This is a genomic window from Hydrogenophaga sp. SL48 (assembly GCF_021729865.1).
GTDB lineage: Bacteria > Pseudomonadota > Gammaproteobacteria > Burkholderiales > Burkholderiaceae_C > Hydrogenophaga.
In genome coordinates, this window is record NZ_CP063400.1 from 2,129,907 (window position 1) to 2,153,929 (window position 24,023).

Consider the following 24,023-nt stretch of genomic DNA (forward strand, 5'->3'; position numbering starts at 1 on the left):
CGGCTCTTTTTTTTGGCCATCTCCCGCTGCACCAGGCAACAGCAATTGTGAGAAACTGAATCAGCACTTCCCCCATCCGAGGTATGACAAGCCAGCCGCCCCCCAGCACCATGCTCTCCCACGGCAATACGGCACCGTCCCCAGAGGTACCGCCGCTGCCGCTGATGCAGAACAAGGTGGTGCTGGTGATGGACCTGGTGGAATCCGTGAGGCTGATGGCATCGAACGAGGCGTCCGTGGTGTTCCACTGGCACAGCTTCCTTCAGCACGCCCGCGACGAGGTGCTGCCCCGCCACGGCGGACGCCTGGTCAAGAGCCTGGGCGACGGCATCCTGGTCGAATTCGACGAGGTCGCCCCGGCGGCCAAAGCCACCCTCAGGCTCCATCGGTTCTTCGACGAATACAACCGCAGGCGAGACGACGACAGCAAGCTGTGGCTGCGGGCCGGTCTGAACGCCACACACCTCTATGTCGACGACCACGACGTGTTTGGCCATGGGGTCAACCTGGCGGCCCGCGTGGCCGGTCTTGCGGGCCCGGGCGAAACGGTCATTACCGCGAACGTGCACGACGCACTGGTCGATGGCGTCGATGGCGACATGGAGGACATGGGCGAGTGTTATCTCAAGCACTGGCCAGAACCGGTGCGAACCTGGACACTCTCGCCGCCCTCCGGAACCGGCGTGTTCCTCAAACCCGCAGCCCCGGCCAGGCCCGACGACTTCAGGGCCACCATCGCTGTCCTGCCTTTCGTCTCGCGGGGCAATGTCGCCGAACACTTCGTCATTGGCGAGTTGCTGGCCGATGGTGTCATCGTGCAGCTTTCGCGCAGCCAGCACCTGCGCGTGATTTCACGGCTGTCGACTTCGGTGCTCAGAGGACGGGAAGACGCGAACCAGACCGCCAGCCGGCAACTCGACGCCCACTTCGTGCTGTCGGGCAGCTACGTCGCGATGGGGGACCGCGTGCTGGTGACCGCAGAGTTGAGCGACACGCGAAGCAACGAGGTGGTCTGGGCCGACCGGCTCACCGGCGACGTGATGGACGTGGTTCAGCAGGAGAGCGAGCTGATCAACGCCTTGGCGTCCACCTGCGCCGACCAGCTGTTGCACTCGGAGGTGCAGCGCACCCTGACCCAGGCCCTTCCCCGGCTGGACAGCAGCGCCCTGATGCTGGGCGCCATCAATCTCATGCACCGCTCCACCCGCCGGGATCTGGAGCGCAGTCAGCAACTGCTGGAGACTCTGGTGGACCGCCACAAGCGCTCCGTTGCTCCATGGACGTGGCTGGCCAAGTGGCACATCATGCAGGTGGTACAGGGCATGGCACTGGACCCTCAGGACTCGTTCCAGCGCGCGATCGATATTGCTGATCGAGCGCTGGACATGGTGCCTGACAGTGCTATGGCGCTCGCGGTCAAGGGGCACGCCATGTGCCATCTTGGCAAGGACGTCGATGGATCGAACCATCTTTTGCTGGAGGCCACGCACGCGAATCCCAACGACCCGATGGCCTGGCTCTACCGGAGCGTCTGGTCCACCATGTGGGGCACCCCCCAGGAATCGGTCACACAGGCTGAAAACGCGCTGCGACTGTCGCCGCTTGATCCGCAGAAGTATTACTTTGAAATGATGCTGGCCAGCTGCCACCTCTCCACCAGCGACTTGAACCAGGCCATCCACTACAGCCGGTCCTCGCTCAACAAGAACCGGTATCACCTGCCCAATCTGAGGATCCTGCTGACCGCCCAGTTCGAGTCCGGACAGACTGCGGAAGCGAAAGAAACGTTTGCTCTGCTTCGATCACAGCAACCGGACCTGACGTTGTCACAGTACCTGTCTTCAGGAAGCCTCAGTCCGCTGCGGCAGCGCACTGCACGTGTTCTTGAGTCGCTGGGACTTCCCAGAACCTGAATCCAACCAACGAGGAGATGCCATGAGTGCAGGAGTCAGCGCCGGTGTGAGTGCGGGAGTGAGTGCAGGAGTCAGCGCAGGTGTGAGTGCCGGCGTGAGCGCAGGTGTCAGTGCCGGAGTCTCCGGGGCCAGCTTGTTCTCTGCCGATGCCCTGACCATCAGTCGATCTGCGATCGCAGGTCCGTTCGGCGGTGCCGTGCTGCACCCATCCACCCCCGGCTTCAACCAGGATCAGAACCTGCGCCTCTGGGCCGACGGTCCGCGGATAACCACCTGCTTCGAGGAACTGGTCGAGGGACTTTCCGTCTCCGCATCGGCGAGCACCAAACAGGCGGATCTGAAGTTCGCCAACCTCGGCGCGACCACGATCAAGAACCGGACACTGGTGCAACTGCAAGGCCCGTCAAAGAACCTTCTCAAGCAGCAGCTGGATCTGGTCGCGGCCTACGCGGATCTGCGCGGAGACCGGGCCGCCGAGGTGCTGGACCAGCTGACCGCCCCGGTCGGCTACTGGTCGGCGGTGCTGGGGCTGACGGCCCACCGCCACAAGAAAACGCTCCAGCTGATCGAGATCGCGCTGGGCCTGTGCGTGCATGTCGAGATGCGGCTCAAGCACATCTTTGCGACCCTGCGGCCGGTCGAGCTGTCCCCGCAGATCCAGCCCATGATCCCCACGCCGGGACACGGCAGCTGGCCCAGCGGCCATTCCACCGAAGCGTTTGCGGTGGCCACCCTGCTGGAAGCTATCATGGACCAGGCCCGCCCTGGCAAGAACGACGGTCAGAACAGCCGCACGCAGCTGCAGCGCCTGGCGGCGCGCATCGCGGTCAACCGCACGGTGGCCGGATTGCACTACCCGGTGGACAGCGCGGTCGGTCGCCTGCTGGGCACCAGCCTCGGCGAGTTCTTTGTGGCCCGCGCCACCAGCGGCAGCGTCCGGCTGCGTGGCTTCGACAGCGACAAGTTTGTCGAGGCGGATGGCGCCCCCAAGGACTTCAAGCTCAGCGACCCCTTGGATGCGGGCGCCTACAGCGTGGGCGGCCCCGCGATGCCCCTGCCCCAGGCCGACACCTTGGGCTGGCTGTGGCAGGAGGCCCTGAAGGAGTGGTCATGAGCGGCGTTGCCCAGCCCTGGCTGCCGCTGCCCAAAGGCGAGGTCACCGGCACGGACTGGTCCTTGACGGGCAGCATCGAGGGCGCCGACCCCTACCTCGCCTGGGCGGAAGCCGATCGGTTTGAAGGCTATCGGCTGGGCGAAGGCCCGGCGGCCCAGCCGAAGTGGCTGCCGATCGTCATCGAACTCCACCCCGGTTTCGGCATTCAGGACCTGCTGCAAGCTTCTCATGTGAAGTGGTTGCAGGTGCCCAAGGCCTACCTGCTGCTGCCCGGTCTCCGCTTCTGCACGGCACGCGCGCGAAAGGGCTTTTTCAAGGAGATGCGCAAGCGCTCGGACCTGGCTGGCATCGTCCGGCGCTATGAGCTCGGCCTGCCCGTGGAGGAGCACACGGGACCACTGACAGACCCAGCTTTGCCCGGTGACGCCGCGCCCCCATGTCCGGAGCCCGTCGGAGGCAAGGTGATCGGCATCATCGACGGCGGCCTGGCCATGGCCAACACCGCCTTTCTGAAACCCGACGGACAGCCGCGGGTGCGCCACTTCTGGCGCCAGGACGAATTCGACGGTCCGCACGGACCGGGCCTCGGCCGCCGCCTGCGCAGCCGCCTGGACCCGCGACGCGCCGGCCCGACGCCGCCGGTGATGGGCTACGGCCATGAACTGACGGCCGCCGACATCCGCGCCGCCATGGACCGGTTCACGCTGAACGGCTCGGTCGACGAGGACGACCTGTACGAATACCTGCAGTGCTGGGACCTGAAGCACCCGGTCAACCACGGGACGGTGGTGGCGAGTCTGGCCGCCGGCCCATGGCTGGCCACCGCCCGCATGAGCAGTGCGGCGCACACCCCGGACATGACACCGGCCGACGACGAGGCCAGCCGCGCACCCTTGATCGCGGTGCAGCTGGACTGGTCCAACGTCATCGACACCTCGGGTGGAGCGATGAACGTCAGTGTGCTGGACGCCCTGATGTACATCCTGAACCGGGTGACCGACGACGCGAGACTCTTCGTCAACATCAGCTGGGGCACGCTGGCCGGCCCCCACGACGGCACCTCGGTGCTGGAAGCGGCCATCGATCATCTGATCGCCCTGTGCACGCCTGAGCGGCTACAGGTCTTCATCCCGGCTGGTAACGGCTACCAGGACCGCACCCATGTGAATCAGACGCTGCTGCCGGGGGGTGAGCCCGCCGAACTGCATTGGCACATCCAGCCCGACGACCGGACCCAGAGTTTTCTCGAGTTGTGGCTCGGCGACCCCGACCTGCCCGAAGAAGCGCTGCAGGACATCAGCATCGAGGTCACTCTTCCAGGCGGGCTGGTGCTCGGGCCGATGGCGGTCGGCCATGCAGGTTGCTGGCCTTCGTCCGCGGCTCCGCAGCTGGCGCTGGTGTTTCCGAGAAAGACCGCGCTGGGGCGGCACGGCACCTGCGCCCTGCTCGCTCTGTGCCCGACGGCCTCGCACCACCCCGAAGACCGACTGGCTCCGGCTGGCGTCTGGCGGGTGAAGGTCCGCAACGGCGGGTTCAACCCTGTCGTGCTGGATGCCTACGTGGAACGGGACGATGTGGCACAGGGCACCTACACAGGCGCCCGCCAGTCCTCCATGCTGGACCTGTGCTACGACACCAGCGGGAACATCGACAGCTTCATCGACCACCCGGACAACCCGACGCCGATCCGGCGCAGCGGCGTGTTCAACAGCATCGGGACCGGACAAAGCACGGACTCGGTCGGCGGCGTCCGCTTCGCCTCCAGTGCGTTCGACCCGGCAGCACGCTACAGCCCCAGGCTGCCCGATCCGGACTCGACCCGTTTGCCCCAGCGGTATGGCGTCAAGAAGGTCCCTGATCAGCTGGCCGTCAGCGACGAGAGCACGGCACTGTGGGGGGTGCTGGGTGCCGGCAGCCGGAGCGGTGGCGCCGTTCGGATGTATGGCACCAGTTGCGCCTCTCCCCAGATCGCCAGGAAGCGCTTCTGACGCTCACCAGCGCGCCGGCAAGGCCTTGAGCAGCCAGATCCAGCGCTCTCGCACGGCAATGTAGCCGCCCGTTTCCAGGTCTTTGAGCAGGCGTGAGACCATTTCGCGCGAACACGCCAGGTGCTGCGCCAGTTCCTGGTGGGTCATCCGTTCACCGAGTCGGCGCTCGCCAGACGCTTCGGGTTCCTGGGCCAGCTGGTTGAGCAGGCGCGCCAGGCGCCCATAGACATCGATGAGGGCCACGTTGCCGGCGCTCTGGGTCGCCAGCCGCGCCCTGCGGATCAACCGGGCCATGAGCTCCAGCGCGAACTCGGGATGCTGTGCGATGTAGTTCAGCAGCACGGCGCGGGAGATCACGGAACAAGTCGTTGCGTCGACCGCCTCGACGTTGGCCGATCGCGGGCCGCCATCGAGTGACATCTCACCCACATATTCCAACGGACCGTAGAAGCCCAGGGTCAGCTCCTTGCCATTTCCATCCCCGAGAAAAGCGCGCAGACGGCCTTGCAGGACGATGTAGATCGTGTCGCCGGATTCGCCTTCCTGGATCAGCAGGGCTCCGCTGCGGTAGCGCCGCTGCACGCCCAGTGCTGCCAGTGCCTTGATGTGAGGTGATGGCGCGTCATTGGCAGGAAGGAACGGGGAGGCGGGCATCCAGGCTCATGGTTGTGCAAAATCCATGGCATTGTGAAGCATCGGTGAGATCACGCGCAAGGCGGGCACCACGGGCGGCAGGCTGTGCACGCGCTGCATCATGTTGCGAATGCTGCTGCAGCCTGTCTTTTCGCGCAGCGCCTTGATCTGGCTGCGCACGGTCGATTCGGCCACGCCGTGTTCGCGCGCGATGTCGGGTATGGACAGGCCGCGGCACAGGGCGATGAGCACCGACTCTTCGCTGGGGCTCAGGTTCTGGGCACGCGCGTACATGCGCAGCGCGAGGTTCTCGCACGCGTTCTGGCGCGAGAGCAACACCAGCACCGACGGTGCATCGAACTCCAGCGGGTGGCTCAAGGGAACAAAGGCCATGGACAGCTCCTGTTCGCCTTGCTTGAGCAGCACCAGCCGCCGCTGACCCCGCAGGGCCTGCTCCAGGGCCACCTGGATCTTGGCCGTCAGATCGGTGCTGCGCCCCAGCAAGGCGCGGGCATGGGTCATGATGAGCCGGCCCGTGGCCATCTCGTGCCGGGCGAGGTGGTTCGCGTGGCGGATGCGGCCCTGGGCGTCGATCACGAGCAAGCCGTAATCCACTTCGTCGAGCACGCGCAACAACAAGGCCTGTCCCAAGCCTTCGTTGCGTGTCGGTGGTTCCGTGTGAAAAAAGAGGTCACTGGCGCTGCGTTGGGTGGTGGCTTGCATGGTGCTTTCCTCTGTGTTTGGGATGAGGAAAGCTTAGGGACAGGGGCCTGTTACAACCCGTGTGCCATTGCCCGATGGCCTGTGATGTATTCACACATCACGTTGCCAAAAACCAACAGATCAAACCCTGTCAGCGGGATTTGTTCCGGATCGCAGACAGCGTGCCACGCGTCGTGATGACCTCGGGATCGAGCGTCACCTCGATCACCGTGCCGGTGGGCGCCGCCAGCGCACGCAACAAGGCGGGTTCAAACTCGGCGGTGAGGGTGATGCGCTCGGCCGCGTAGCCGTAGGCCCGGGCCAGCGCGCAGAAGTCGGGGTTGCACAGGTCCGACCCGCTCACGTGGGCCGGGTACTCGCGCTCCTGGTGCATGCGGATGGTGCCGTAGGTGCCGTTGTTGAGCAGCAGCACGATGCTCTTGGCGCCATGTTGCGTGGCGGTGGCCAGCTCCTGACCGTTCATGAGGAAGTCGCCGTCGCCCGCGATGGTGAAGGCGGTGCGCCCGGTGAGGATGGCCGCGCCAATGCCGGCCGGAACACCGTAACCCATGGCGCCATTGGTGGGTGCGAGCTGGGTCTTGTGGCCTTTGAGCAGACCGGTGTAGCGGTAGAAGCGGTGCAGCCAGCTGGCGAAATTGCCCGCGCCGTTGGTGAGCACGGCATCGGCCGGCAGGTGGCGCTGCAGCGTGTGGATGATGGCCGGCATGTCGATGCTGCCGGGCAGCACGATGCCACCGTTGGCCACGTCCACGTTGGCCTCGTAATCGGCGTGGCAGGCCTGTGTCCACTGGCCCCAGACCACGCCCGGTGGCGCGGTCAACACCTCCAGGCTGCGCGCTGCCGCGTTCATGGTGGCGTTGATCGCCAGCGTGGCCTGGTAGACACGGTTCAGCTCTTCGGCGCTGGCGTGGATGTGCACCAGCTTCTGTATTGGCACAGGCGCTTCGATCAGCGTGTAGCCACCGGTGGTGGCCTCGCCCAGGCGTGGACCGATGGCGATCAGCAGATCGCTCTCGCGCACCCGCGCGGCCAGCGCCGGGTTGATGCCGAGCCCGATGTCGCCCGCGTAGTTCGGGTGGTGGTTGTCGAAACAGTCCTGGAAGCGGAAGGCGTTGGCCACGGGCAGCTGCCAGTTTTCAGCGAAGCGCTGCAAGGCGGCGGCCGACTGTGGCGTCCAGCCACCACCGCCAGCGATCACCAGCGGGCGCTGGGCCTGCAGCAACAGTTCACGCAGCGTGCGCAACGCACCCGGGTCGCTCCAGGCCTGAACCGGCTCCACGCGCGGTAGCGGCTCGATGTCCACCGTCTGCGTGAGCATGTCTTCGGGCAGCACCAGCACCACCGGGCCCGGTCGGCCGTTCATGGCGGTGGCGAACGCGCGGGCCACGTATTCGGGAATGCGTCGCGCATCGTCAATGCGCTCCACGCGCTTGGCCAGGCCCTTGGTCGTGGGGCCAAAGAAGCTCAGGTAGTCCACCTCCTGGAAGGCTTCGCGGTCGCGCGCGTCGCTGGCCACATCGCCCACGAACAGCACCATGGGCGTCGAGTCCTGGAAGGCAGTGTGCAGGCCGATGGAGGCGTTGGTCGCGCCTGGCCCCCGGGTCACGAAACAGATGCCGGGGCGGCCGGTCAGCTTGCCCTGCGCTTCGGCCATGAAGGCCGCTCCACCCTCCTGCCGGTTGGTCACGAAACGGATGCGGTCGGCGTGGGCATGAAAGCCGTCGAGCACGGCAAGGTAACTTTCACCCGGCACTCCGAAGGCGTGGGTGACGCCTTGGGCGATCAGGCATTCAACGAGCAGGTGGCCGGCGAGTTTTTGTGTCATGCCGGCATTGTGCCGCGCGAGCGAAATCAAGCCGTCCTGCGGCCGACACCGATGGCCGCATACACCGAGATGAACAGCGTCACCGCGGCGCCGGTCAGCGTGAGTGCATACCAGCCACGGTCCATGAAGCCGCCGAAGATCATGGGCGACACGGCGAAGCCCACGTCCAGACCCGAGTACACCGTGCCATACACACGGCCGGTGGCGCCCTTGGGCGTGGCTTTCTTGATCATCATGTCGCGGCTGGGGCCGCCCACGCCCACGGCGAAACCGGTGGCGGCGAGTGCCACCATCGTGCCGGTGGCGCCCAGCCAGCCGGTCGCGCAAACCAGCAGCAGCGCCGCGCCGACCGACATGGAGCCAGCCACCACGCGGTCGCTTTGCTTGGTGTACGCCGCCACAAAGCCGCCCACCAGCATGCCGAAGGCGCCACACAGCATGTAGGCGCTGATGGTGAAAGTGGCTGCTTCAACGCTGACACCATGCACCGCCTTCAGGATCGACGGCGCAAAGCTCTGCACCACGGCCAGCGTCATGGTGGAGAGCAAAAAGAACGAGAAGCACCACCACACCACGGGCAACTTCATGAACGCGAGATCCGAGCCCCGGGGCGCATCCGCATGGCGCACATGCACCTCGGTGCGCAGTTTGTCGCGCTGCCAGAACAGCAGCGCCAGCACGCCCACATACAGCAGCGCGGCGGCGTGGTAGGCGGTGCGCCAGTCGGTCAGCGCGGTGATGCCGACCAGAAACGCCGGTGCCAGCGCCCATCCGAGGTTGCCGGTGAGTCCGTGCGCGCTGAAGGCGTGGCCCAGGCGCGGCGCCGACACGCGCTGGTTCAGGATGGTGAAGTCGGCCGGGTGGAACGGCGCGTTGCCCAGACCGGCCAGCGCCGCCACCAGCACCAGGCCCATGTATCCGGTGACCATGGAAGCGACCAGCGACGCAAGCAGGAAACAGGTGATGGCGGCAAACAGCACCGGGCGCGCGCCAATGCGGTCCACCACGAAACCCGCCATGGCCTGGCCCGAGCCCGAGATCACGAAGAAGATCGTCATCAGCAGACCGACATCGGAATAGCTCAATCCGAAGTCGCGCATGAAGATCGGGAACAAGGGCGCGAGCAGCAGGTGCGAGAAATGCGAGGTGCCGTGCGCCAGACCCACCAGGCCGATGACGGCGGCGTCCTGCTGGAGCGGAACGGGGTTGACGGGAACGGCGGTGCTGAGGGTGGCGGTGTTCATGAGACTCATGTTAGGGTGGGCGGGAGAAGGCTGTTTGCGATAAAAAGACAAGTCCTGTCGAATTTCCGCCAAACCACTCTGCCCCACCCATGAAAGCACGCCGCCCGATACAGGCCGTCCCGGTCGGGGACACCGACCCCTTCGAGCCCACCCCCGCCCGGCCGGTGCGTTGCCGGGCGCGCGCCATGGGGCACGACACCCAGTTCGAGCCCCACCATCACCCCTGGGGGCAACTCGCCTGTTGCGCCAGTGGCCTGCTGCAGGTCACGGTGTCCACGCCAGGGAACCCGACCGCCAACACGCCCGCTTTTGAGACCACCACCATCGTGCCGCCGTCGCGTGCGGTCTGGATTCCGCCGGGGGCGCGGCACGCGGTCACCATGCTCGAAGCCTCGCAGCTGCACACCCTCTACATCGACGCGTCAGTGGTGCGGGTGGATTGGCGCGCTTCACGGGTGCTGGTGGTCTCGCCGCTGCTGCGCGAACTGGTGCGCGGCATGGACCAGCCGCACCACGCCCAGCAAATCGCCCAGCAGCAGGCGCTGGCCACGCTGGTGCTGGCCGAAATGGCGCACGCGCCCACGCAGCCGCTGGGAGTGCCCATGCCCGACCCGCAACACGGAGACCGCCGGCTGCGCGCGCTGTGCGAGGCCGTGATGAACGCGCCCGCCCAACATGCCACGCTGGCCGCCTGGGCGGCGCACAGTGGTGCGAGCGAGCGCACCCTGGCCCGGCTGTTCCGCGACGAACTGGGCATGGGCTTCCAGCGCTGGCGTCAGCAGGTGGTGCTGGCCCACGCCTTGCCGATGCTGGCGCGTGGCACGCCTGTCAGCCAGGTGGCCGCGGCCAGCGGCTACGCGAGCGACAGCGCCTTCACCGCGATGTTCAGGGCCGCGCTGGGCCAGCCGCCGACGCGCTTCGGTCCGGGGCGCACACCGTCGGCTGGATCCGACGGGCCACAAGGCGGATAGCAAGCTCCAGACCCGCGGTATCGGTTGACAGGCTCGCGAATCAGGTCCCGCACGTGCGTGAGGTGCGGCAAGACGGGTTGCGCAAATGGGTGCTGTCGAGCTGGGCGGGCTTCATGTCGGTGCCTGGGTGGGCGCGAGCGTGAGCAAGTGCCTGTTCGCGGCGCACAGTGCCCACCCATCGGGTGCAGAAGGACCGTCACAGCCCCGTCACAACCGGCCCGTATCTTGCTAACCAGTTGTCACACGCTCAGGGGTATTCACATGGTCAGCATCGAACGGTTCGCCAAAACACCCAAAGCCTGGGATGCGCTCGCGCGTCCTGGCCAGATCGGGCGGCAGGCCCACAGCCTGCTGTTGATGGCCAACGGACGGCGCAGCGAAAGGGAGCTCTCCATGTTGCTGGGGGGCGATGTGTCCGAGCTGGCCCACGGACTGCAGCAGCAGGGCTACCTGCAACCGATTCCGCTCGTGATGTACAGCGACGTGGACCCGACCCTCAACAGCTGACGCAGCGGCCACTCAAAGCCAGCGCTTGAGCAACCCCATCACCTGGTCGAAGCGCTGGCCGTAAGGCGGGTAGAACAGGCTGCCCATCGCGAAGCGCGACTGCACCAGCACCGGCTTCTGCTGCGTGAAGCGCAGGAAACCGGTTTCACCGTGGTACGCGCCCCAGCCGCTTTCGCCCACGCCGCCAAATGGCAGGTTCTCGTGGGCAATGTGCAGCAGCGTGTCGTTCACCGTGACGCCGCCGCTCACCGTGTGCTGCAACACGCGGTCGCGCGCGGCGGTGTCGCTGCCAAACCAGTACAGCGCCAGCGGGCGGGGCCCCGCGTTGATCGAGGCAATGGCGTCGTCCAGGCGGTCGTAGGGCAGCACGGGCAGGATGGGGCCGAATATCTCTTCGGTCATCAGGCGCTGCCCGGGCTGGGCGTTGAACACCAGGGCCGGGTTCATCTGGCGGCTGCTGGCCGCTGACGGGGAGGCGCCCGTCTGGATGTCCACCACGCGGGCACCCTGCGCCTGCGCTTCAGCCAGCAACGATTGAAGGCGTGCGTGGTGCCGGTCGCTGACGATGCTGGCGTAGTCGGGGTTGCCGGCCAGGGTGGGAAACAGCCGCGCCACGGCCGTGGCAAAGGCCTGTTCGAACTCGGCCTCGCGACCGCGCGGCAGCAGCACGTAGTCGGGCGCGATGCAGGTCTGACCGGCGTTGAGCAGTTTGCCGTGCGCGATCTTGAGGGCGGCGCTGGTGATGTCGCACGAGGCGTCGATGATGCAGGGCGACTTGCCACCCAGTTCCAGCGTGGTCGGCGTGAGGTTGGCGGCGGCGGCGGCGGCCACCTTGCGGCCCACGCCGGTCGAGCCGGTGAAGAACAGGTGGTCGAACGGCAGGCTCGCGAACTCATGCGCCACGTCCGCCCCACCCTGCACCACACACAGCTCGTCGGCCGCATAGGCCTCGTGCAGCACCGTGGCCAGCAAGGCCGAGGTGTGGGGGGTGAGCTCGCTGGGTTTGATCATCACGCGGTTGCCCGCCGCCAACGCGGTGGCGGCTGGGCCCAGCGTGAGCTGCAGCGGATAGTTCCATGGACCGATGACGCCGACCACCCCCAGCGGCTGGCGCTGGATGTGGCCGCTGGCCGGCTGCAGATAGACAGGGGTGCGCACGCGCCGGGTTTTCATCCACGACGCGAGGTGTTTCTCCAGGTCGCCGAGCAGGGCGCGCAGCACGAAGAAGTCGGCCACTTCGGTGAGCCGCGTGGAGCGGACACCAAAGTCGGCCTGTACGGCATCGGCCAGCGCCAGGCCGTGCGTGTCGATCAAGGCCCGCATGCGGTGGAGGCGGTCGCGGCGCAGGCCGATGGGCACCTCGATCTGGGCGCGGCTGGCCTGAAACTGCGCGTCAAAGAGGGCCCGCAAGGGAATGTCTGGAGGAGACAAGGTCATCGTTCCATCATATGCCGCGCCAGATCAAAACACCGCTCCTCTGATCAGTTCAGCACCGCTTCCGCGTGACGCCCCCCATGGTTCGCCTTCGGGGCCTGTTTCAGGAGGGCATTCATGGCCCCATCCACCACCGCACGCGTTTCGACCAGGCGCATCCAGCGCTTGTCCACCAGCTTTTCGCAACTGCGCAAGGTCATGGAATGAGCCCGTCCACCGTGGCTCGTGAACATGAACAAGGTGGCGCGGCGGCTGACCCAGATCAGTTCGGCCCGGATCCACTCTCCGCGCGAGTACAGGTCCACCAGGCTGCCGACGCTCAACTGAGCGATCAGCCCGGCCGCGGGCACCCCGGCGCCCTCGAGAGACGCTTCTCCTGTGGCCCCTTCGACCATGGCGTCGGCAAGGGGTGCCGCTGGCTCCTCCAGCGAGCGTTCATCTTGGGCGTCTTGCAGGGTGTCTTCAAAGCCCGCACGGGCCAACTCCTGCGGCGCGAGCCAGGGCTGCTGTGCAGCTTCCGGGCGCATGCCTTTGCCCACGACGCGCTTCACCGGCGTGGCGTCCTCTTCCAGGGCGTCGAGCGGCGTCAGCCCGGATTGCACGGTGTCGCTTCGGGCGCGCGCGCGCCGCAGGTTGAGCAGCGGTTTGTGCAGCCGGATGAGGGCATCGAAGAAACTCTGCGTTTCTTCGGCCGGTTTGCCCAGCATGTCCAGCCCTGAGTGCAGCGTGCGCAGCAACCCCGGCAGGGCATCAAACACCTCTTTGGGCTGCCGCAGGATTTCAGGCCGGACGCTCCACAACAAGGTGCCCACTGCCGCGCGGTAGCCTTTCGGGTCGGGCCCGGCCTCGGGTTCGCGCAGCTCAGCGGAGGCGATCACCAGGGGCCAGGTGACGTACAGAAAGTCCAGCACGGCCTCGGGCACGTTGAACACATCGGGGCGCAGGCTGATTTCCCATGCCACCTGGTCGGCCAGCTCCTGGCGGGCCTGGGCAAACTGCAGGGCTTGCAGCTGGGCATCACGAGCGGCTTGGGCCGACGCGTCGCCCTCGTGCCAGCGTTCACGCAGACGCTCCAGCGCATCGGCGAACGGCTGCTCATCGTCGGTCTGCAGCTCGTTGAGCTGATTGAAGGCCTCTCGCACCGGCTCCGCGAACGCCGCAAAGTCGTCAGCGAACTCGTCGTTGAAGCGGAAACTGCGCTGCGCCACCTGCTCCACCAGGCTCCGCGCCGGGTGGTCAGGCTCGCCAAAATACCGCGGCTGCGCCAGCGCCAGGCGCAACAATGCCGGCTCCAGCCCCACCACCGCCTCACGCACCGGGGCCAGCAACAGGGGGTCGTGTGCCACCTGATTGACCAGTTTGCGAACCAGGTCCAGCCCGAGGGCCTGGGACACATTCTTGGCCCGCTGCTTGAGCTCGAGGAACACACGCTTGCGCACATGCGCCTGGCCGTACTCGCCCCACCGGTCAGCGCGCAGCGGGGACTCGACGGACACATCGCGAGCCGGTCGGTCCACCGCAGGCAGGTTGCGGTACCGCGCCTGTTCGCGCTGGATGACCGTGTCGTCCGGCACGGAGCTCCCCGCAGAGGCACTGACCTGGCGCAGCTCCTGGTCGACCTGGTCGTAAAAACCTTGATCCAGCGGGCCCCCAAACGAGGCCTTGGGATCGCTCAGAAAGGCCTGAAAGACTGAGCTTCCGATGCGTGACTGCGATCGGCCGAGGGCTTTCATGCCGCCCTCCGCGTCCAGGCCGTGCCCGCCGGTACCTTCCGCACCATCAGCGTTTCGGCCTCCACCGGCGTGAGGCGCTTCGACAGGCGCGAAGCCGGAAGACGATGCCTGCCGACCGGCTTCGGGATCGTCCACGAGCCGGATGCGGTAGCTGGCTTCCTGCACGTTGGCCCGCTGCAGCATCAGGGCGACCTGCTCGTACAGCTGCCCGAGTTCACGGCCAAGCGGGTGGGCGATGTGACTCAGCCACAGCGATCGCACCGCCACGTCGGATTCGATCTCGGCCATGAGCTCACGCAGCTCGCGAACGAACACCGAGGGCCTGAGCGGGTTTTTCTCCACCCGCACCGAATCCAGCCCGATCAGCGAACTCATGCGCGCATCCAGCACCGGCAGGGACTGCTCCACCAGGGGCAGCAGGTTCTGCAGGAGGCGGACCGCTTCCAGAGACTCGGTCACGGCCTGATCGTCGACGAGCCTCAACATGGACGAGTCGGACAACCCGGCCAGCTGCGTGATGCCGCCTTCGCCGTCGCCCGCCTTGAAGGCCTCACGCAATCGGCGAGGGTAGGTACGGATCAGCACCGCCCGGCTCTGAGCCAGGCTCCAGGCCGCCTGGGTCAACAGCTGTCGCTGCTGACCACTTTCGCTCGCATTTTCAGAGCTTTGCAGAGACGCCGTGGCGGCGTCAATGCAGCGCTTCAGGATCTCAGGTGCGCAACGCTCTGCCTCCAGGGTGCATTTGTCGAGCAGGGTGACATGTTGCGGCTTCATCGGAGCGTCTGTTCGAGCGGAGATTCAGACAAATTGGCAGCTTACTTCCCGCCAGCGTCCAGTGCAAATCGAACCGCAGCAAGCCCTTGAACGTGGCTGACCTGCACCGGATCGAAGAGTGAAATACCGCACACTCTACCAAAGCCGCTCGCTGACGCCGCAGGGGCTCTGGTCCGGACCACGGCGTGCCCGGACCAGAGGCCTCAGTCGGCGGCCAGCGCCGGCTTGAACTCGAACACCCCGGGGTTGCGAACCGGGTCCACATCCACCGGGATCACCGACTTCGGCGGGTACTTGCCTTCCAGCAGCAGCTTCGAGAGCGGGTTCTCGATGCGCTGCTGGATCGCGCGCTTCAGGGGTCGGGCACCGAACACCGGGTCGAAGCCGACCTTGGCCAGCTCCTCCAGGGCCGCCGGCGCCACTTCCAGACGCAGGTCCATCTTCTGCAGTCGCGCCTGCAGCGCTTTCAGCTGGATCGCCGCGATGGACGCGATGTGCTGTGCGTCGAGCGCGTGGAACACCACGGTCTCGTCGATGCGGTTCAGGAACTCGGGCCGAAAGTGGTCCTTGAGCTCGCCCCACACGGCTTCCTTGATGTCGTCGTAGGGCTGCCCCACCATGGCCTGGATCAGGTGCGAGCCGATGTTGCTCGTCATCACGATCACGGTGTTCTTGAAGTCCACGGTGCGGCCCTGGCCGTCGGTCAGGCGGCCGTCGTCCAGCACCTGCAGCAGCACGTTGAACACGTCCGGGTGGGCCTTCTCCACCTCATCGAGCAGCAGCACGCTGTAGGGCTTGCGTCGCACGGCTTCTGTCAGGTAGCCGCCCTCCTCGTATCCCACGTAACCGGGGGGTGCACCGATCAGGCGGGCCACGGAGTGTTTCTCCATGAACTCGCTCATGTCGATGCGGATCAGGTGCTCCTCGCTGTCGAACAGGAAGCCCGCGAGGGCTTTGCACAGCTCGGTCTTGCCCACGCCGGTGGGGCCGAGGAACAGGAAGGAACCGGTCGGGCGGTTCGGGTCCGACAGGCCCGAACGCGAGCGGCGGATGGCGTTGGCCACCGCACTGATCGCCTCGTCCTGCCCCACCACGCGGGTGTGCAGCTTGTCTTCCATCACCAGCAGCTTGTCGCGCTCGCCCTGCATCAGCTTGGCCACCGGGATGCCGGTGGCGCGTGCCACCACTTCGGCAATCTCTTCGGCGCCGACCTGGGTGCGCAGCAGCTGCGGGCCCACACCCGCACCGCCCTTGGCCTTGCCGGACTCTTTTTCCTGGGCTTCCTTGAGCTGCTTTTCCAGATCGGGCAGCTTGCCGTACTGCAGCTCGGCCACCTTGGCGAGATCGCCCTTGCGGGTCAGGCTTTCGATCTGCTGGCGCAGCTTGTCGATCTCTTCACGCACCTGGGCGCTGCCCTGGGCTGTGGCCTTTTCGGACTTCCAGATCTCGTCGAGATCGGCGATCTCTTTCTGCAGCCGCGTGATCTCGTCTTCGATCAGGGTCAGCCGCTTCTGCGAGGCTTCGTCTTTTTCTTTCTTGACGGCTTCGCGCTCGATCTGCAGCTGGATCAGCCGGCGGTCGAGCTTGTCCATCACCTCGGGCTTGGAGTCGAGTTCGATCTTGATCTTGGCCGCGGCCTCGTCGATCAGGTCGATCGCCTTGTCGGGCAGGAAGCGGTCGGTGATGTAGCGGTGGCTCAGCTCGGCTGCGGCCACGATGGCCGGGTCGGTGATGTCCACGCCGTGGTGCACCTGGTAGCGCTCCTTCAGGCCGCGCAGGATGGCGATGGTCGCCTCCACCGTCGGCTCGCCGACCAGGATTTTCTGGAAGCGGCGCTCCAGCGCGGCGTCTTTCTCGATGTACTTGCGGTACTCGTCCAGCGTGGTCGCGCCCACGCAGTGCAGCTCGCCGCGCGCGAGCGCCGGCTTGAGCATGTTGCCCGCGTCCATCGCGCCTTCGGCCTTGCCCGCGCCCACCATGGTGTGCAACTCGTCGATGAAGACGATGGTCTGGCCTTCGTCCTTGGCCAGTTCGTTCAGCACGGTTTTCAGGCGCTCTTCAAATTCGCCTCGGAACTTGGCGCCCGCCAGCAGCGCGGCCATGTCCAGGCTCAGCACCCGCTTGCCCTTGAGCGAATCCGGCACCTCGCCGGCCACGATGCGCTGCGCCAGGCCTTCAACAATGGCGGTTTTGCCCACGCCGGGTTCGCCGATCAGCACCGGGTTGTTCTTGGTGCGGCGCTGCAGCACCTGGATGGCACGTCTGATTTCATCGTCGCGACCGATCACCGGGTCCAGCTTGCCCAGGCGGGCGCGCTCGGTCAGGTCCATGGTGTATTTCTTCAGCGCCTCGCGCTGTCCCTCGGCCTCGGGGCTGTCCATCTTCTGGCCCCCGCGCACGGCCGTGATCGCGGTTTCCAGGCTCTTGCGGGTCAGGCCGTTTTCGTTGGCCATGCGGCCGAGTTCACCCTTCTGGTCGGCCACCGCCAGCAGGAACAGCTCGCTGGCGATGAACTCGTCACCGCGCTTGATAGCTTCCTTTTCGGTCGCCTGCAGCATCTTGGCCAGATCGGGACCGACCTGCACCTGATCCTGCCCCTGCACCTCGGGCAGGCGCTTGACAGCCGCCTCGGCCGCCTTGGCCAGGCCTTGCACGTTCACGCCGGCGCGCTGCAGCAGCGACTGCGGCCCGTCGGTCTGGCGCAGCATGGCCAGCAACACGTGGGCCGGGTCGATGTAGGCGTGGTCGGCGCCCAGCGCGAGCGTCTGGGCTTCGCCCAAGGCTTCTTGAAATTTGGTGGTGAGTTTGTCGAGTCGCATGAAAAGGCACTCCGCAAAAAGTTGATTGGAGTGCATCTGGCGCTGAACGCGCGGTTTTCAAGGCGCTTTGACGTGGCGTTTGACCTGCGTCAACCGCAGGTGCGGACTCCGCCCTGCGCCTGCCACCGCGCAAGACCCCTTTTACGTGGGCGCCCGCCAGTAGGCGTAGGTCCAGGCGGTGAGCATGCCGGCCCGCCGGTACAGGGCGAGTGCCGGCGCGTTGGCGCCATCGACCTGCAGGAAGGCTCGGGCAATGCCCCGGCGCTGTGCGTCCAGCGCCATCGCGCGGATCAACCGACCCGCCAGCCCACGCCCGCGCTGGCTGGAGGCGGTGCGCAGCCCATGCATGCTCAGCCAGCCGTCGGCGAAACAGGCGGCGCCGCAGGCCAGGGTCTGCCCGCCTTCACGCAGGCTGGCGTACAGCGTGCCCTCGGCACGCGACAGGGCGCGCGAGCGGCTGGCACCGTCCACAGGGTCCAGCCCTTCCCCCAGAAACATCGCCATCCAGGCCGCGTCGGGGCGCTGGTCCAGCGACACGCCCTCGGTGTCACCGGCCAGGTTCAGCAGACCGTCCACCGTGCCGGTCTGGGTCAGCGTCGGCTGCTTGCGCTGGAAATCCCGCGCCGCCAGCGCCGGCCACCAGGGATCGAACGAGGGCAGGTCCGGCAGGCGAAACACCGGTCGCAGACCAGCGCTCCGGTAGCGCTGCGCAATTTCGTCGATCAAGGCGGGATCGTGGAACCCATGGTGCAACGGCACCGCGCTGTGGGCACGGCCGACCGTGCCGTGGTCCATGGGCAGCAGCCAACCGTCGATGGCTTCGATCCGCTCAGGCGCCACCGCCGTCAGCGTGGCGCGCTCGATGGAGGCGATGTCGGCGGGGCTCAAGGTCTTGACCGTCATCGGCAAAGCCTCAGACGTTCTGGCTTTGGATGCCCCATTTGGCGAGCGCCGCATCGTCACTGACGCGTGCGTCCACCCAGCGAGCGCCGTCCTGCGTCTGCTCCTTCTTCCAGAATGGCGCCTGGGTCTTGAGGTAGTCCATCAGGAACTCGCAGGCCTGGAAACTTTCGCCCCGGTGCGCCGAGGTCACGGCGACCAGCACGATCTGGTCCAGCGGCTGCAACAAGCCCACGCGGTGGATCACCCGCGCGCCGAAGATGTCGAAGCGTTTGAAGGCCTCGTCGATCATGGCTTCGATGCTCTTCTCCGTCATGCCCGGGTAGTGCTCCAGCTCCATGGTGCTGACGCTCTGTCCGTCGTTGCGGTCTCGCACGGTGCCCACGAAGGAGCAGATGGCGCCAACCCCCTTCTCGTCCGCGCGCAGCCTGGCGACTTCTGCGGACAGGTCGAAGTCTTCGGTCTGGATGCTGACGCGGGCGTTCATGTTCAGCCTCCGGTCACGGGGGGGAAAAAGGCCACCTCGGCGCCCTCGACCAGCGCCGCCGATTCGTCGGCCATGGTCTGGTTCAGCGACACGCGCACCGCACGCCCGCGCGCCAGGGCGTCGGCGTGGGCGCCACCCCGGGCGATGAGCTCGTCGCGCAGCGCGGTCAGCGTCGTGGCCCCCGTGTCCAGTGATTCACTGCCGGTCCCGATGGCCTCGCGGATGGAGGCGAAATAACGCAGGTTGACTTTCATGCGAGCAGGTCCGCGAAAGAGAGGAAGGCCACGGGGTCACCGTGGGCAATGGTGCTGCCGGCCGGGTTGTCCACCAAACCGTCGCCCCAGACCGCCGAGGTCAGCACGCCCGAGCTCTGGTTGGGAAACAGGTCCAGGCCACCGGCGGCGTTGCGGCGCACGCGCAGGAATTCACGGCGCTTATCGGCGCGCGGCAGGTCGAAGTGGGCGGGCAGCGTCACCGGCTGCAGAACCGGCACTTCGGCCCCCTGCAGCCGCAGCAAGAAGGGACGCACCAGCAACAGGAAGGTGACGAAACTGGACACCGGGTTGCCCGGTAGACCGATGAAATGGCAGGGCTGCGCCGCATCAGCACCAGCCCCCGCATCGCGCCGCACCGTGCCATACGCAAACGGCTTGCCCGGCTTCATGGCGATCTGCCACAGGTCCAGGCTGCCGAGCTGCTGCACGGCGGGTTTGATGTGGTCCTCTTCACCCACCGACACGCCACCGCTGGTGAGGATCAGGTCGTGGTGGTCGGCAGCGGTCTTGAGGGCGGCGAGCGTCAGATCGCGCTGGTCCGGAACGATGCCCAGGTCGCTCACCTCACAGCCCAGCCGCTGCAGCAGCGCGCGCAGAAAGAACCGGTTCGAGTTGTAGATGGCACCGGGTTTCATCGCCTCCGGCGCCACCTCACCCGGCATCACAAGTTCGTCACCGGTGGAAAACAAGGCAACACGCGGCCGCGCCATCACGTTCAGGTGCGCCATGCCGATGCCCGCGGCCAGGCCCAGGCTGGCGGGAGACAGCCGGGTGCCACGGGGCAGCACCACAGCGCCACGCGTCACGTCTTCACCCGCGCGACGCACCCACTGACCGGGCGCAGGCACGACGTCGATGTGCACCGCGTGCAAGTCGCCACCCACCTCGCGCGTGTCCTCCTGCATCACCACTGCGTCGGCACCTGCCGGCAAGGGCGCGCCGGTGAAGATGCGCGCGCAGGTGCCCGGCTGCAGCGGCTGGGCCGCATGACCGGCGGCGATGCGCTGGCTGACATTCAGCACCACCCCTTTTTCGGTCACGTCGGCCACACGCACGGCGTAACCGTCCATCGACGAGTTGTCCTGCGGCGGCACGTGCATCGCAGACACCAGGTCGCTGGCGAGCACGCGTCGGTCGGCCTCGAAGGTGGCCACGGACTCCGTGCGCGACAGCGGCGTCACGCGGTCGAGCACACCGTTCAGCGCGTCGTCCAGCGACATCAAAGGAGCACGTTGGGGATGGGGTGCAGCGGTCATGGACAGTGGTGAGAGGTGCTGCGCAACAGCGTGGTCAGAGATAGGCGTCGGGGTTGTAGTCGAAACGATCTCCATTGTCGACCAGCCAGGTGGCCAGGGCGTCGGCATCGTTCAAATCCAGCACCGGCCGCTGGGTCGCTTCGGGCAGCTGTCCCGGGCTGTCGGTGGCGATGGCCACGACAAACGGGTCGTCAGGGTAGCGGGCGGGCTTGGCACTGGCCGCGCGCCAGACCTCGATTTTCTGCAGGTCGCTGTCCTTGAAACCTTCCACCAGCACCCAGTCCACGCCGGCGTACAGCTCGGCCAGCAGGTGGTGCACGCTCAGCTCGCGATCGCGCTCGAACTCGCGCATCAGCACCAGCCGTTTCGCCGAAGCGACCACCACCTCGAAGGCGCCGGCCTCCCGGTGGCGCCAGGTGTCTTTCCCCGGATGGTCGATATCGAACTGGTGGTGAGCGTGTTTGACCACCGACACACGAAGGCCGCGCAACTTGAACGCCGGGATCAGCTGCTCGACCAGCGTGGTCTTGCCGGAGCCCGAAAAACCGGCGAAGCCGACGACCTTCATCTGCGAACGTTGCCGGTGCTCACACCGGGCAATGGTCAACGATGTAGCGCTTGACCGCGACCGTGTCGGCCTGCATCACCCGCACCCGCTTGGGCAGGGCTTCGATGCCATCGAACTGGGCGGGCCGGTACGGGTCGCGCCCCAGCGCTTCGCGGATGGTGTCGGCGAACTTGATGGGCAGCGCCGTTTCCAGCACGACCATCGTCTCGCCCGGGCGGCGCAGCTCGCGCGCCACCTTCACCCCGTCGGCGGTGTGGGTGTCGATCATCACGCCGAAACGTTCGAAGGTGTCCTTGATCGTCGCGAGGCGGTGGGCGTGCATGCTCTTGCCGCTGGCAAAACCGAAATGCGTGGCGGCGTGCGCAAACAGCGGGTCTGTACCGAGGTCGAAGCGGCCGTGCAGGCGCAACTCGTCGTCGAACAGACTCTTCGTGCGCGCACCGTCGCGACCCAGCAGGTCGAACACAAACCGCTCGAAGTTGCTGGCCTTGGAGATGTCCATCGACGGGCTGGAGGTCTCGTAGGTGTCCGAACTGCCACGCACCCGGTAGGTACCGGTGCGAAAGAATTCGTCGAGCACGTCGTTTTCGTTGGTGGCCGCCACCAGGCGCTCGATCGGCAGGCCCATCTGACGGGCCACGTGACCTGCGCAGATGTTGCCGAAGTTGCCGCTGGGCACGGTGAAGCTCACCTTCTGCTCGTCGTCCGTGGTCGCCTGGAAATAGCCGGCGAAGTAATAGACCACCTGCGCCAGCAGGCGCGCCCAGTTGATCGAGTTGACGGTACCGATCTTGTACTTGCGCTTGAAGTCCAGATCGTTGCTGACGTTCTTGACGATGTCCTGGCAGTCGTCAAACACGCCTTCGATCGCGATGTTGTGGATGTTCTGATCCATCAGGCTGAACATCTGCGCCTGCTGAAACGGACTCATCCGGCCGTGCGGGCTCAGCATGAAGACACGCACCCCCTTCTTGCCACGCATGGCGTACTCGGCCGCGCTGCCGGTGTCGCCCGACGTCGCACCCAGGATGTTGAGCGCTTCACCGCGACGCGCCAGTTCGTACTCGAACAGGTGGCCCAGCAACTGCATGGCCATGTCCTTGAAGGCCAGAGTCGGGCCGTTGGACAGGGCTTCGAGGTAGAAGCCATCTTCGAGCTGCTTCAGCGGCACGATGGCCGCTGTGCCATACACCGCTTCGGTGTAAGCCTTCTCACACAGCGCCTTCAGATCGGCGGCGGGAATGTCATCGATGTAGAGCGACAGCACCTCAAACGCCAGCGCGGCATAACCGCCGGGTGCGCCGCCGTTGAACACCGCGCGCCAGCGCGCCAGCGTGGCCGCATCCACCTGCGGATAGCGCTCGGGCAGGTACAACCCGCCGTCGGGCGCCAGGCCTTCGAGCAGGATTTCGCAGAAGTGCTTGCGGTCCGGATGGCCACGGGTGGAGAGGTACAGCATCTCAGTTCAGTTCTTCTTTTCGAATCCGCGTGATGGGCGCGAGCACGCTGGGCAACGCCTGCATCTGCGCCAGCACATCGTTCATGGTGCCCTCGCGGGTGTCGTGCGTAAGGATGATCAGGTCGGTGGACGTCGCGCCCTCGCCGCCCACTTCGTCGGCCTCGCGCTGCAGCACCGCGTCGATGCTGATCCCGGCGTTCGCCAGCAGACCCGTCACCTGGGCCAGCACGCCGGCCTCGTCGGCCACGCGCAGGCGCAGGTAGTAGCTGGTCACCACCTCGCTCATGGGCAGCACGCTCAGGTCGCTCATGGCATCGGGCTGGAAGGCCAGGTGCGGCACGCGGTGCAGCGGATCGGCGGTGTGCAGGCGGGTGATGTCCACCAGATCGGCGATCACGGCCGAGGCGGTGGGCTCGCTGCCCGCGCCCTTGCCGTAGTACAGCGTGGTGCCCACGGCGTCGCCCTGCACCACCACGGCGTTCATCGCGCCTTCGACGTTGGCGATCAGGCGCTTGGATGGCACCAGGCTCGGGTGCACACGCAGTTCAATGCCCTGGGCTGTGCGCTTGGTGATGCCCAGCAGCTTGATGCGGTAACCCAGCTGTTCAGCGTATTTGATGTCGGCCGCACCCAGCTTGGTGATGCCCTCGACGTAGGCCTTGTCGAACTGCACCGGGATACCGAAGGCGATGGCGCTCATCAGCGTCGCCTTGTGGGCCGCATCCACACCTTCGATGTCGAAGGTCGGGTCGGCTTCGGCGTAGCCCAAGCGCTGCGCTTCTTTCAGCACAACATCGAAATCCAGTCCCTTGTCGCGCATCTCGGACAGGATGAAGTTGGTGGTGCCGTTGATGATGCCGGCGATCCACTGGATGCTGTTGGCCGTCAGGCCTTCGCGCAGGGCCTTGATGATGGGAATGCCACCGGCCACGGCCGCTTCGAACGCCACCATCACACCCTTGGCCGAAGCCGCCGCAAAGATCTCGGTCCCGTGCACGGCCAGCAAGGCTTTGTTGGCGGTGACCACGTGCTTACCGGCCGCGATGGCTTCCAGCACCAGTGCCTTGGCGATGCCGTAGCCGCCGATCAGCTCGATCACGATGTCGATCTCGGGGTTGGCGATCACGGCGCGCGCGTCGTTCACCACCTTCACGTCCGGACCGACGACGCTCTGGGCACGCGCCACGTCAAGGTCGGCCACCATCGTGATTTCAATGCCACGGCCTGCGCGGCGCTTGATCTCCTCCTGGTTGCGCTGCAACACGTTGAACGTGCCGCTGCCCACGGTGCCTATGCCCAGAAGGCCTACTTGGATCGGTTTCATGCTTTGTCTCATTCGCTCAAAAACAGAGGGGATACACACCCACCCCGGGGAAATACGATGCTATCGGCCTGTCGCC

Annotated in this window: 19 protein-coding genes; 5 read left to right on the forward strand and 14 right to left on the reverse strand. The window is 66.3% G+C overall.

The window, feature by feature from the left end; genetic code table 11:
• The first annotated feature begins 188 nt into the window (after positions 1–188).
• From IM738_RS10155 to IM738_RS10165, 3 genes are all read left to right on the forward strand, one after another.
• On the forward strand, positions 189–1,913 hold the full coding sequence (locus IM738_RS10155; RefSeq protein WP_236965741.1) for an adenylate/guanylate cyclase domain-containing protein: 1,725 nt from the start codon (positions 189–191) through the stop codon (positions 1,911–1,913).
• Positions 1,914–2,046: 133 nt separating this feature from the next.
• Entirely contained in the window at positions 2,047–3,027 is a 981-nt protein-coding gene (locus IM738_RS10160) for a phosphatase PAP2 family protein (protein ID WP_236965742.1), read from the forward strand.
• A complete protein-coding gene (locus tag IM738_RS10165; protein WP_236965743.1) occupies positions 3,024–5,015 on the forward strand; it encodes a hypothetical protein in 1,992 nt (663 codons plus the stop codon). Before IM738_RS10160 ends, IM738_RS10165 begins: the two co-directional genes overlap by 4 nt.
• Positions 5,016–5,018: 3 nt before the next feature.
• Here IM738_RS10165 and IM738_RS10170 read toward each other — a convergent pair whose 3' ends face one another.
• The 4 genes from IM738_RS10170 to IM738_RS10185 form a co-directional block, all read right to left on the reverse strand.
• On the reverse strand, positions 5,019–5,669 hold the full coding sequence (locus tag IM738_RS10170; protein ID WP_236965744.1) for a Crp/Fnr family transcriptional regulator: 651 nt from the start codon (positions 5,667–5,669) through the stop codon (positions 5,019–5,021).
• A gap of 6 nt (positions 5,670–5,675) precedes the next feature.
• Positions 5,676–6,371, reverse strand: a complete 696-nt coding sequence (locus tag IM738_RS10175) for a helix-turn-helix transcriptional regulator (RefSeq protein ID WP_236965745.1) — start codon at positions 6,369–6,371, stop codon at positions 5,676–5,678.
• Between the two features lie 130 nt (positions 6,372–6,501).
• Entirely contained in the window at positions 6,502–8,196 is a 1,695-nt protein-coding gene (locus IM738_RS10180; RefSeq protein WP_236965746.1) for a thiamine pyrophosphate-binding protein, read from the reverse strand.
• Between the two features lie 26 nt (positions 8,197–8,222).
• Positions 8,223–9,440: an MFS transporter gene (locus IM738_RS10185; RefSeq protein ID WP_236965747.1), complete on the reverse strand. Its 1,218-nt coding sequence runs from the start codon at positions 9,438–9,440 to the stop codon at positions 8,223–8,225.
• 89 nt (positions 9,441–9,529) lie between these two features.
• Here IM738_RS10185 and IM738_RS10190 point away from each other — a divergent pair, with 89 nt between their 5' ends.
• Both IM738_RS10190 and IM738_RS10195 read left to right on the forward strand, forming a co-directional pair.
• The gene (locus IM738_RS10190) at positions 9,530–10,411 is read left to right on the forward strand and encodes an AraC family transcriptional regulator (protein ID WP_236965748.1); all 882 of its coding nucleotides are present in this window, start codon (positions 9,530–9,532) and stop codon (positions 10,409–10,411) included.
• 261 nt (positions 10,412–10,672) lie between these two features.
• Positions 10,673–10,918 (forward strand): hypothetical protein, encoded by a 246-nt coding sequence (locus tag IM738_RS10195; protein ID WP_236965749.1) that lies wholly within the window; start codon positions 10,673–10,675, stop codon positions 10,916–10,918.
• 12 nt (positions 10,919–10,930) lie between these two features.
• On the opposite strand, the gene IM738_RS10200 is transcribed toward IM738_RS10195, so the two are convergent.
• The 10 genes from IM738_RS10200 to IM738_RS10245 all read right to left on the reverse strand — a co-directional run bounded on the left by IM738_RS10200 (position 10,931) and on the right by IM738_RS10245 (position 23,947).
• Positions 10,931–12,349 (reverse strand): coniferyl aldehyde dehydrogenase, encoded by a 1,419-nt coding sequence (locus tag IM738_RS10200; protein ID WP_236966289.1) that lies wholly within the window; start codon positions 12,347–12,349, stop codon positions 10,931–10,933.
• A 50-nt stretch (positions 12,350–12,399) separates the two neighbouring features.
• Positions 12,400–14,859 carry a DUF1631 family protein gene (locus IM738_RS10205; protein ID WP_236965750.1) on the reverse strand — a complete coding sequence of 820 codons (2,460 nt, stop codon included), beginning with the start codon at positions 14,857–14,859 and terminating at the stop codon, positions 12,400–12,402.
• Between the two features lie 203 nt (positions 14,860–15,062).
• Positions 15,063–17,678 (reverse strand): ATP-dependent chaperone ClpB, encoded by a 2,616-nt coding sequence (gene clpB, locus IM738_RS10210; protein ID WP_236965751.1) that lies wholly within the window; start codon positions 17,676–17,678, stop codon positions 15,063–15,065.
• 141 nt (positions 17,679–17,819) lie between these two features.
• Positions 17,820–18,581: a GNAT family N-acetyltransferase gene (locus tag IM738_RS10215; RefSeq protein WP_236965752.1), complete on the reverse strand. Its 762-nt coding sequence runs from the start codon at positions 18,579–18,581 to the stop codon at positions 17,820–17,822.
• A gap of 10 nt (positions 18,582–18,591) precedes the next feature.
• Complete coding sequence (locus IM738_RS10220; protein ID WP_236965753.1) at positions 18,592–19,065, reverse strand: molybdenum cofactor biosynthesis protein MoaE; 474 nt, start codon at positions 19,063–19,065, stop codon at positions 18,592–18,594.
• Positions 19,066–19,067: 2 nt separating this feature from the next.
• Positions 19,068–19,319, reverse strand: a complete 252-nt coding sequence (gene moaD, locus IM738_RS10225) for a molybdopterin converting factor subunit 1 (protein WP_236965754.1) — start codon at positions 19,317–19,319, stop codon at positions 19,068–19,070.
• Positions 19,316–20,596 (reverse strand): molybdopterin molybdotransferase MoeA, encoded by a 1,281-nt coding sequence (locus tag IM738_RS10230; RefSeq protein ID WP_236965755.1) that lies wholly within the window; start codon positions 20,594–20,596, stop codon positions 19,316–19,318. Before IM738_RS10230 ends, moaD begins: the two co-directional genes overlap by 4 nt.
• 34 nt (positions 20,597–20,630) lie before the next feature.
• Positions 20,631–21,197 (reverse strand): molybdopterin-guanine dinucleotide biosynthesis protein B, encoded by a 567-nt coding sequence (gene mobB, locus IM738_RS10235; protein WP_336886563.1) that lies wholly within the window; start codon positions 21,195–21,197, stop codon positions 20,631–20,633.
• On the reverse strand, positions 21,184–22,623 hold the full coding sequence (thrC, locus tag IM738_RS10240; RefSeq protein WP_236965757.1) for a threonine synthase: 1,440 nt from the start codon (positions 22,621–22,623) through the stop codon (positions 21,184–21,186). Before thrC ends, mobB begins: the two co-directional genes overlap by 14 nt.
• A 1-nt stretch (position 22,624) precedes the next feature.
• Positions 22,625–23,947 carry a homoserine dehydrogenase gene (locus IM738_RS10245; RefSeq protein ID WP_236965758.1) on the reverse strand — a complete coding sequence of 441 codons (1,323 nt, stop codon included), beginning with the start codon at positions 23,945–23,947 and terminating at the stop codon, positions 22,625–22,627.
• Positions 23,948–24,023: the final 76 nt, after the last annotated feature.

Bases quoted from the DNA above. Each gene is read 5' to 3' on its own strand.
- IM738_RS10190 (WP_236965748.1), top strand. From the start codon at position 9,530: ATGAAAGCACGCCGCCCGATACAGGCCGTCCCGGTCGGGGACACCGAC.
- IM738_RS10195 (WP_236965749.1), top strand. From the start codon at position 10,673: ATGGTCAGCATCGAACGGTTCGCCAAAACACCCAAAGCCTGGGATGCG.
- IM738_RS10170 (WP_236965744.1), bottom strand. From the start codon at position 5,669: ATGCCCGCCTCCCCGTTCCTTCCTGCCAATGACGCGCCATCACCTCAC.
- thrC (WP_236965757.1), bottom strand. From the start codon at position 22,623: ATGCTGTACCTCTCCACCCGTGGCCATCCGGACCGCAAGCACTTCTGC.
- IM738_RS10215 (WP_236965752.1), bottom strand. From the start codon at position 18,581: ATGACGGTCAAGACCTTGAGCCCCGCCGACATCGCCTCCATCGAGCGC.
- IM738_RS10185 (WP_236965747.1), bottom strand. From the start codon at position 9,440: ATGAACACCGCCACCCTCAGCACCGCCGTTCCCGTCAACCCCGTTCCG.
- IM738_RS10165 (WP_236965743.1), top strand. From the start codon at position 3,024: ATGAGCGGCGTTGCCCAGCCCTGGCTGCCGCTGCCCAAAGGCGAGGTC.
- moaD (WP_236965754.1), bottom strand. From the start codon at position 19,319: ATGAAAGTCAACCTGCGTTATTTCGCCTCCATCCGCGAGGCCATCGGG.
- IM738_RS10175 (WP_236965745.1), bottom strand. From the start codon at position 6,371: ATGCAAGCCACCACCCAACGCAGCGCCAGTGACCTCTTTTTTCACACG.
- IM738_RS10155 (WP_236965741.1), top strand. From the start codon at position 189: ATGGACCTGGTGGAATCCGTGAGGCTGATGGCATCGAACGAGGCGTCC.
- IM738_RS10245 (WP_236965758.1), bottom strand. From the start codon at position 23,947: ATGAAACCGATCCAAGTAGGCCTTCTGGGCATAGGCACCGTGGGCAGC.
- clpB (WP_236965751.1), bottom strand. From the start codon at position 17,678: ATGCGACTCGACAAACTCACCACCAAATTTCAAGAAGCCTTGGGCGAA.
- IM738_RS10220 (WP_236965753.1), bottom strand. From the start codon at position 19,065: ATGAACGCCCGCGTCAGCATCCAGACCGAAGACTTCGACCTGTCCGCA.
- IM738_RS10230 (WP_236965755.1), bottom strand. From the start codon at position 20,596: ATGACCGCTGCACCCCATCCCCAACGTGCTCCTTTGATGTCGCTGGAC.
- IM738_RS10180 (WP_236965746.1), bottom strand. From the start codon at position 8,196: ATGACACAAAAACTCGCCGGCCACCTGCTCGTTGAATGCCTGATCGCC.
- IM738_RS10205 (WP_236965750.1), bottom strand. From the start codon at position 14,859: ATGAAGCCGCAACATGTCACCCTGCTCGACAAATGCACCCTGGAGGCA.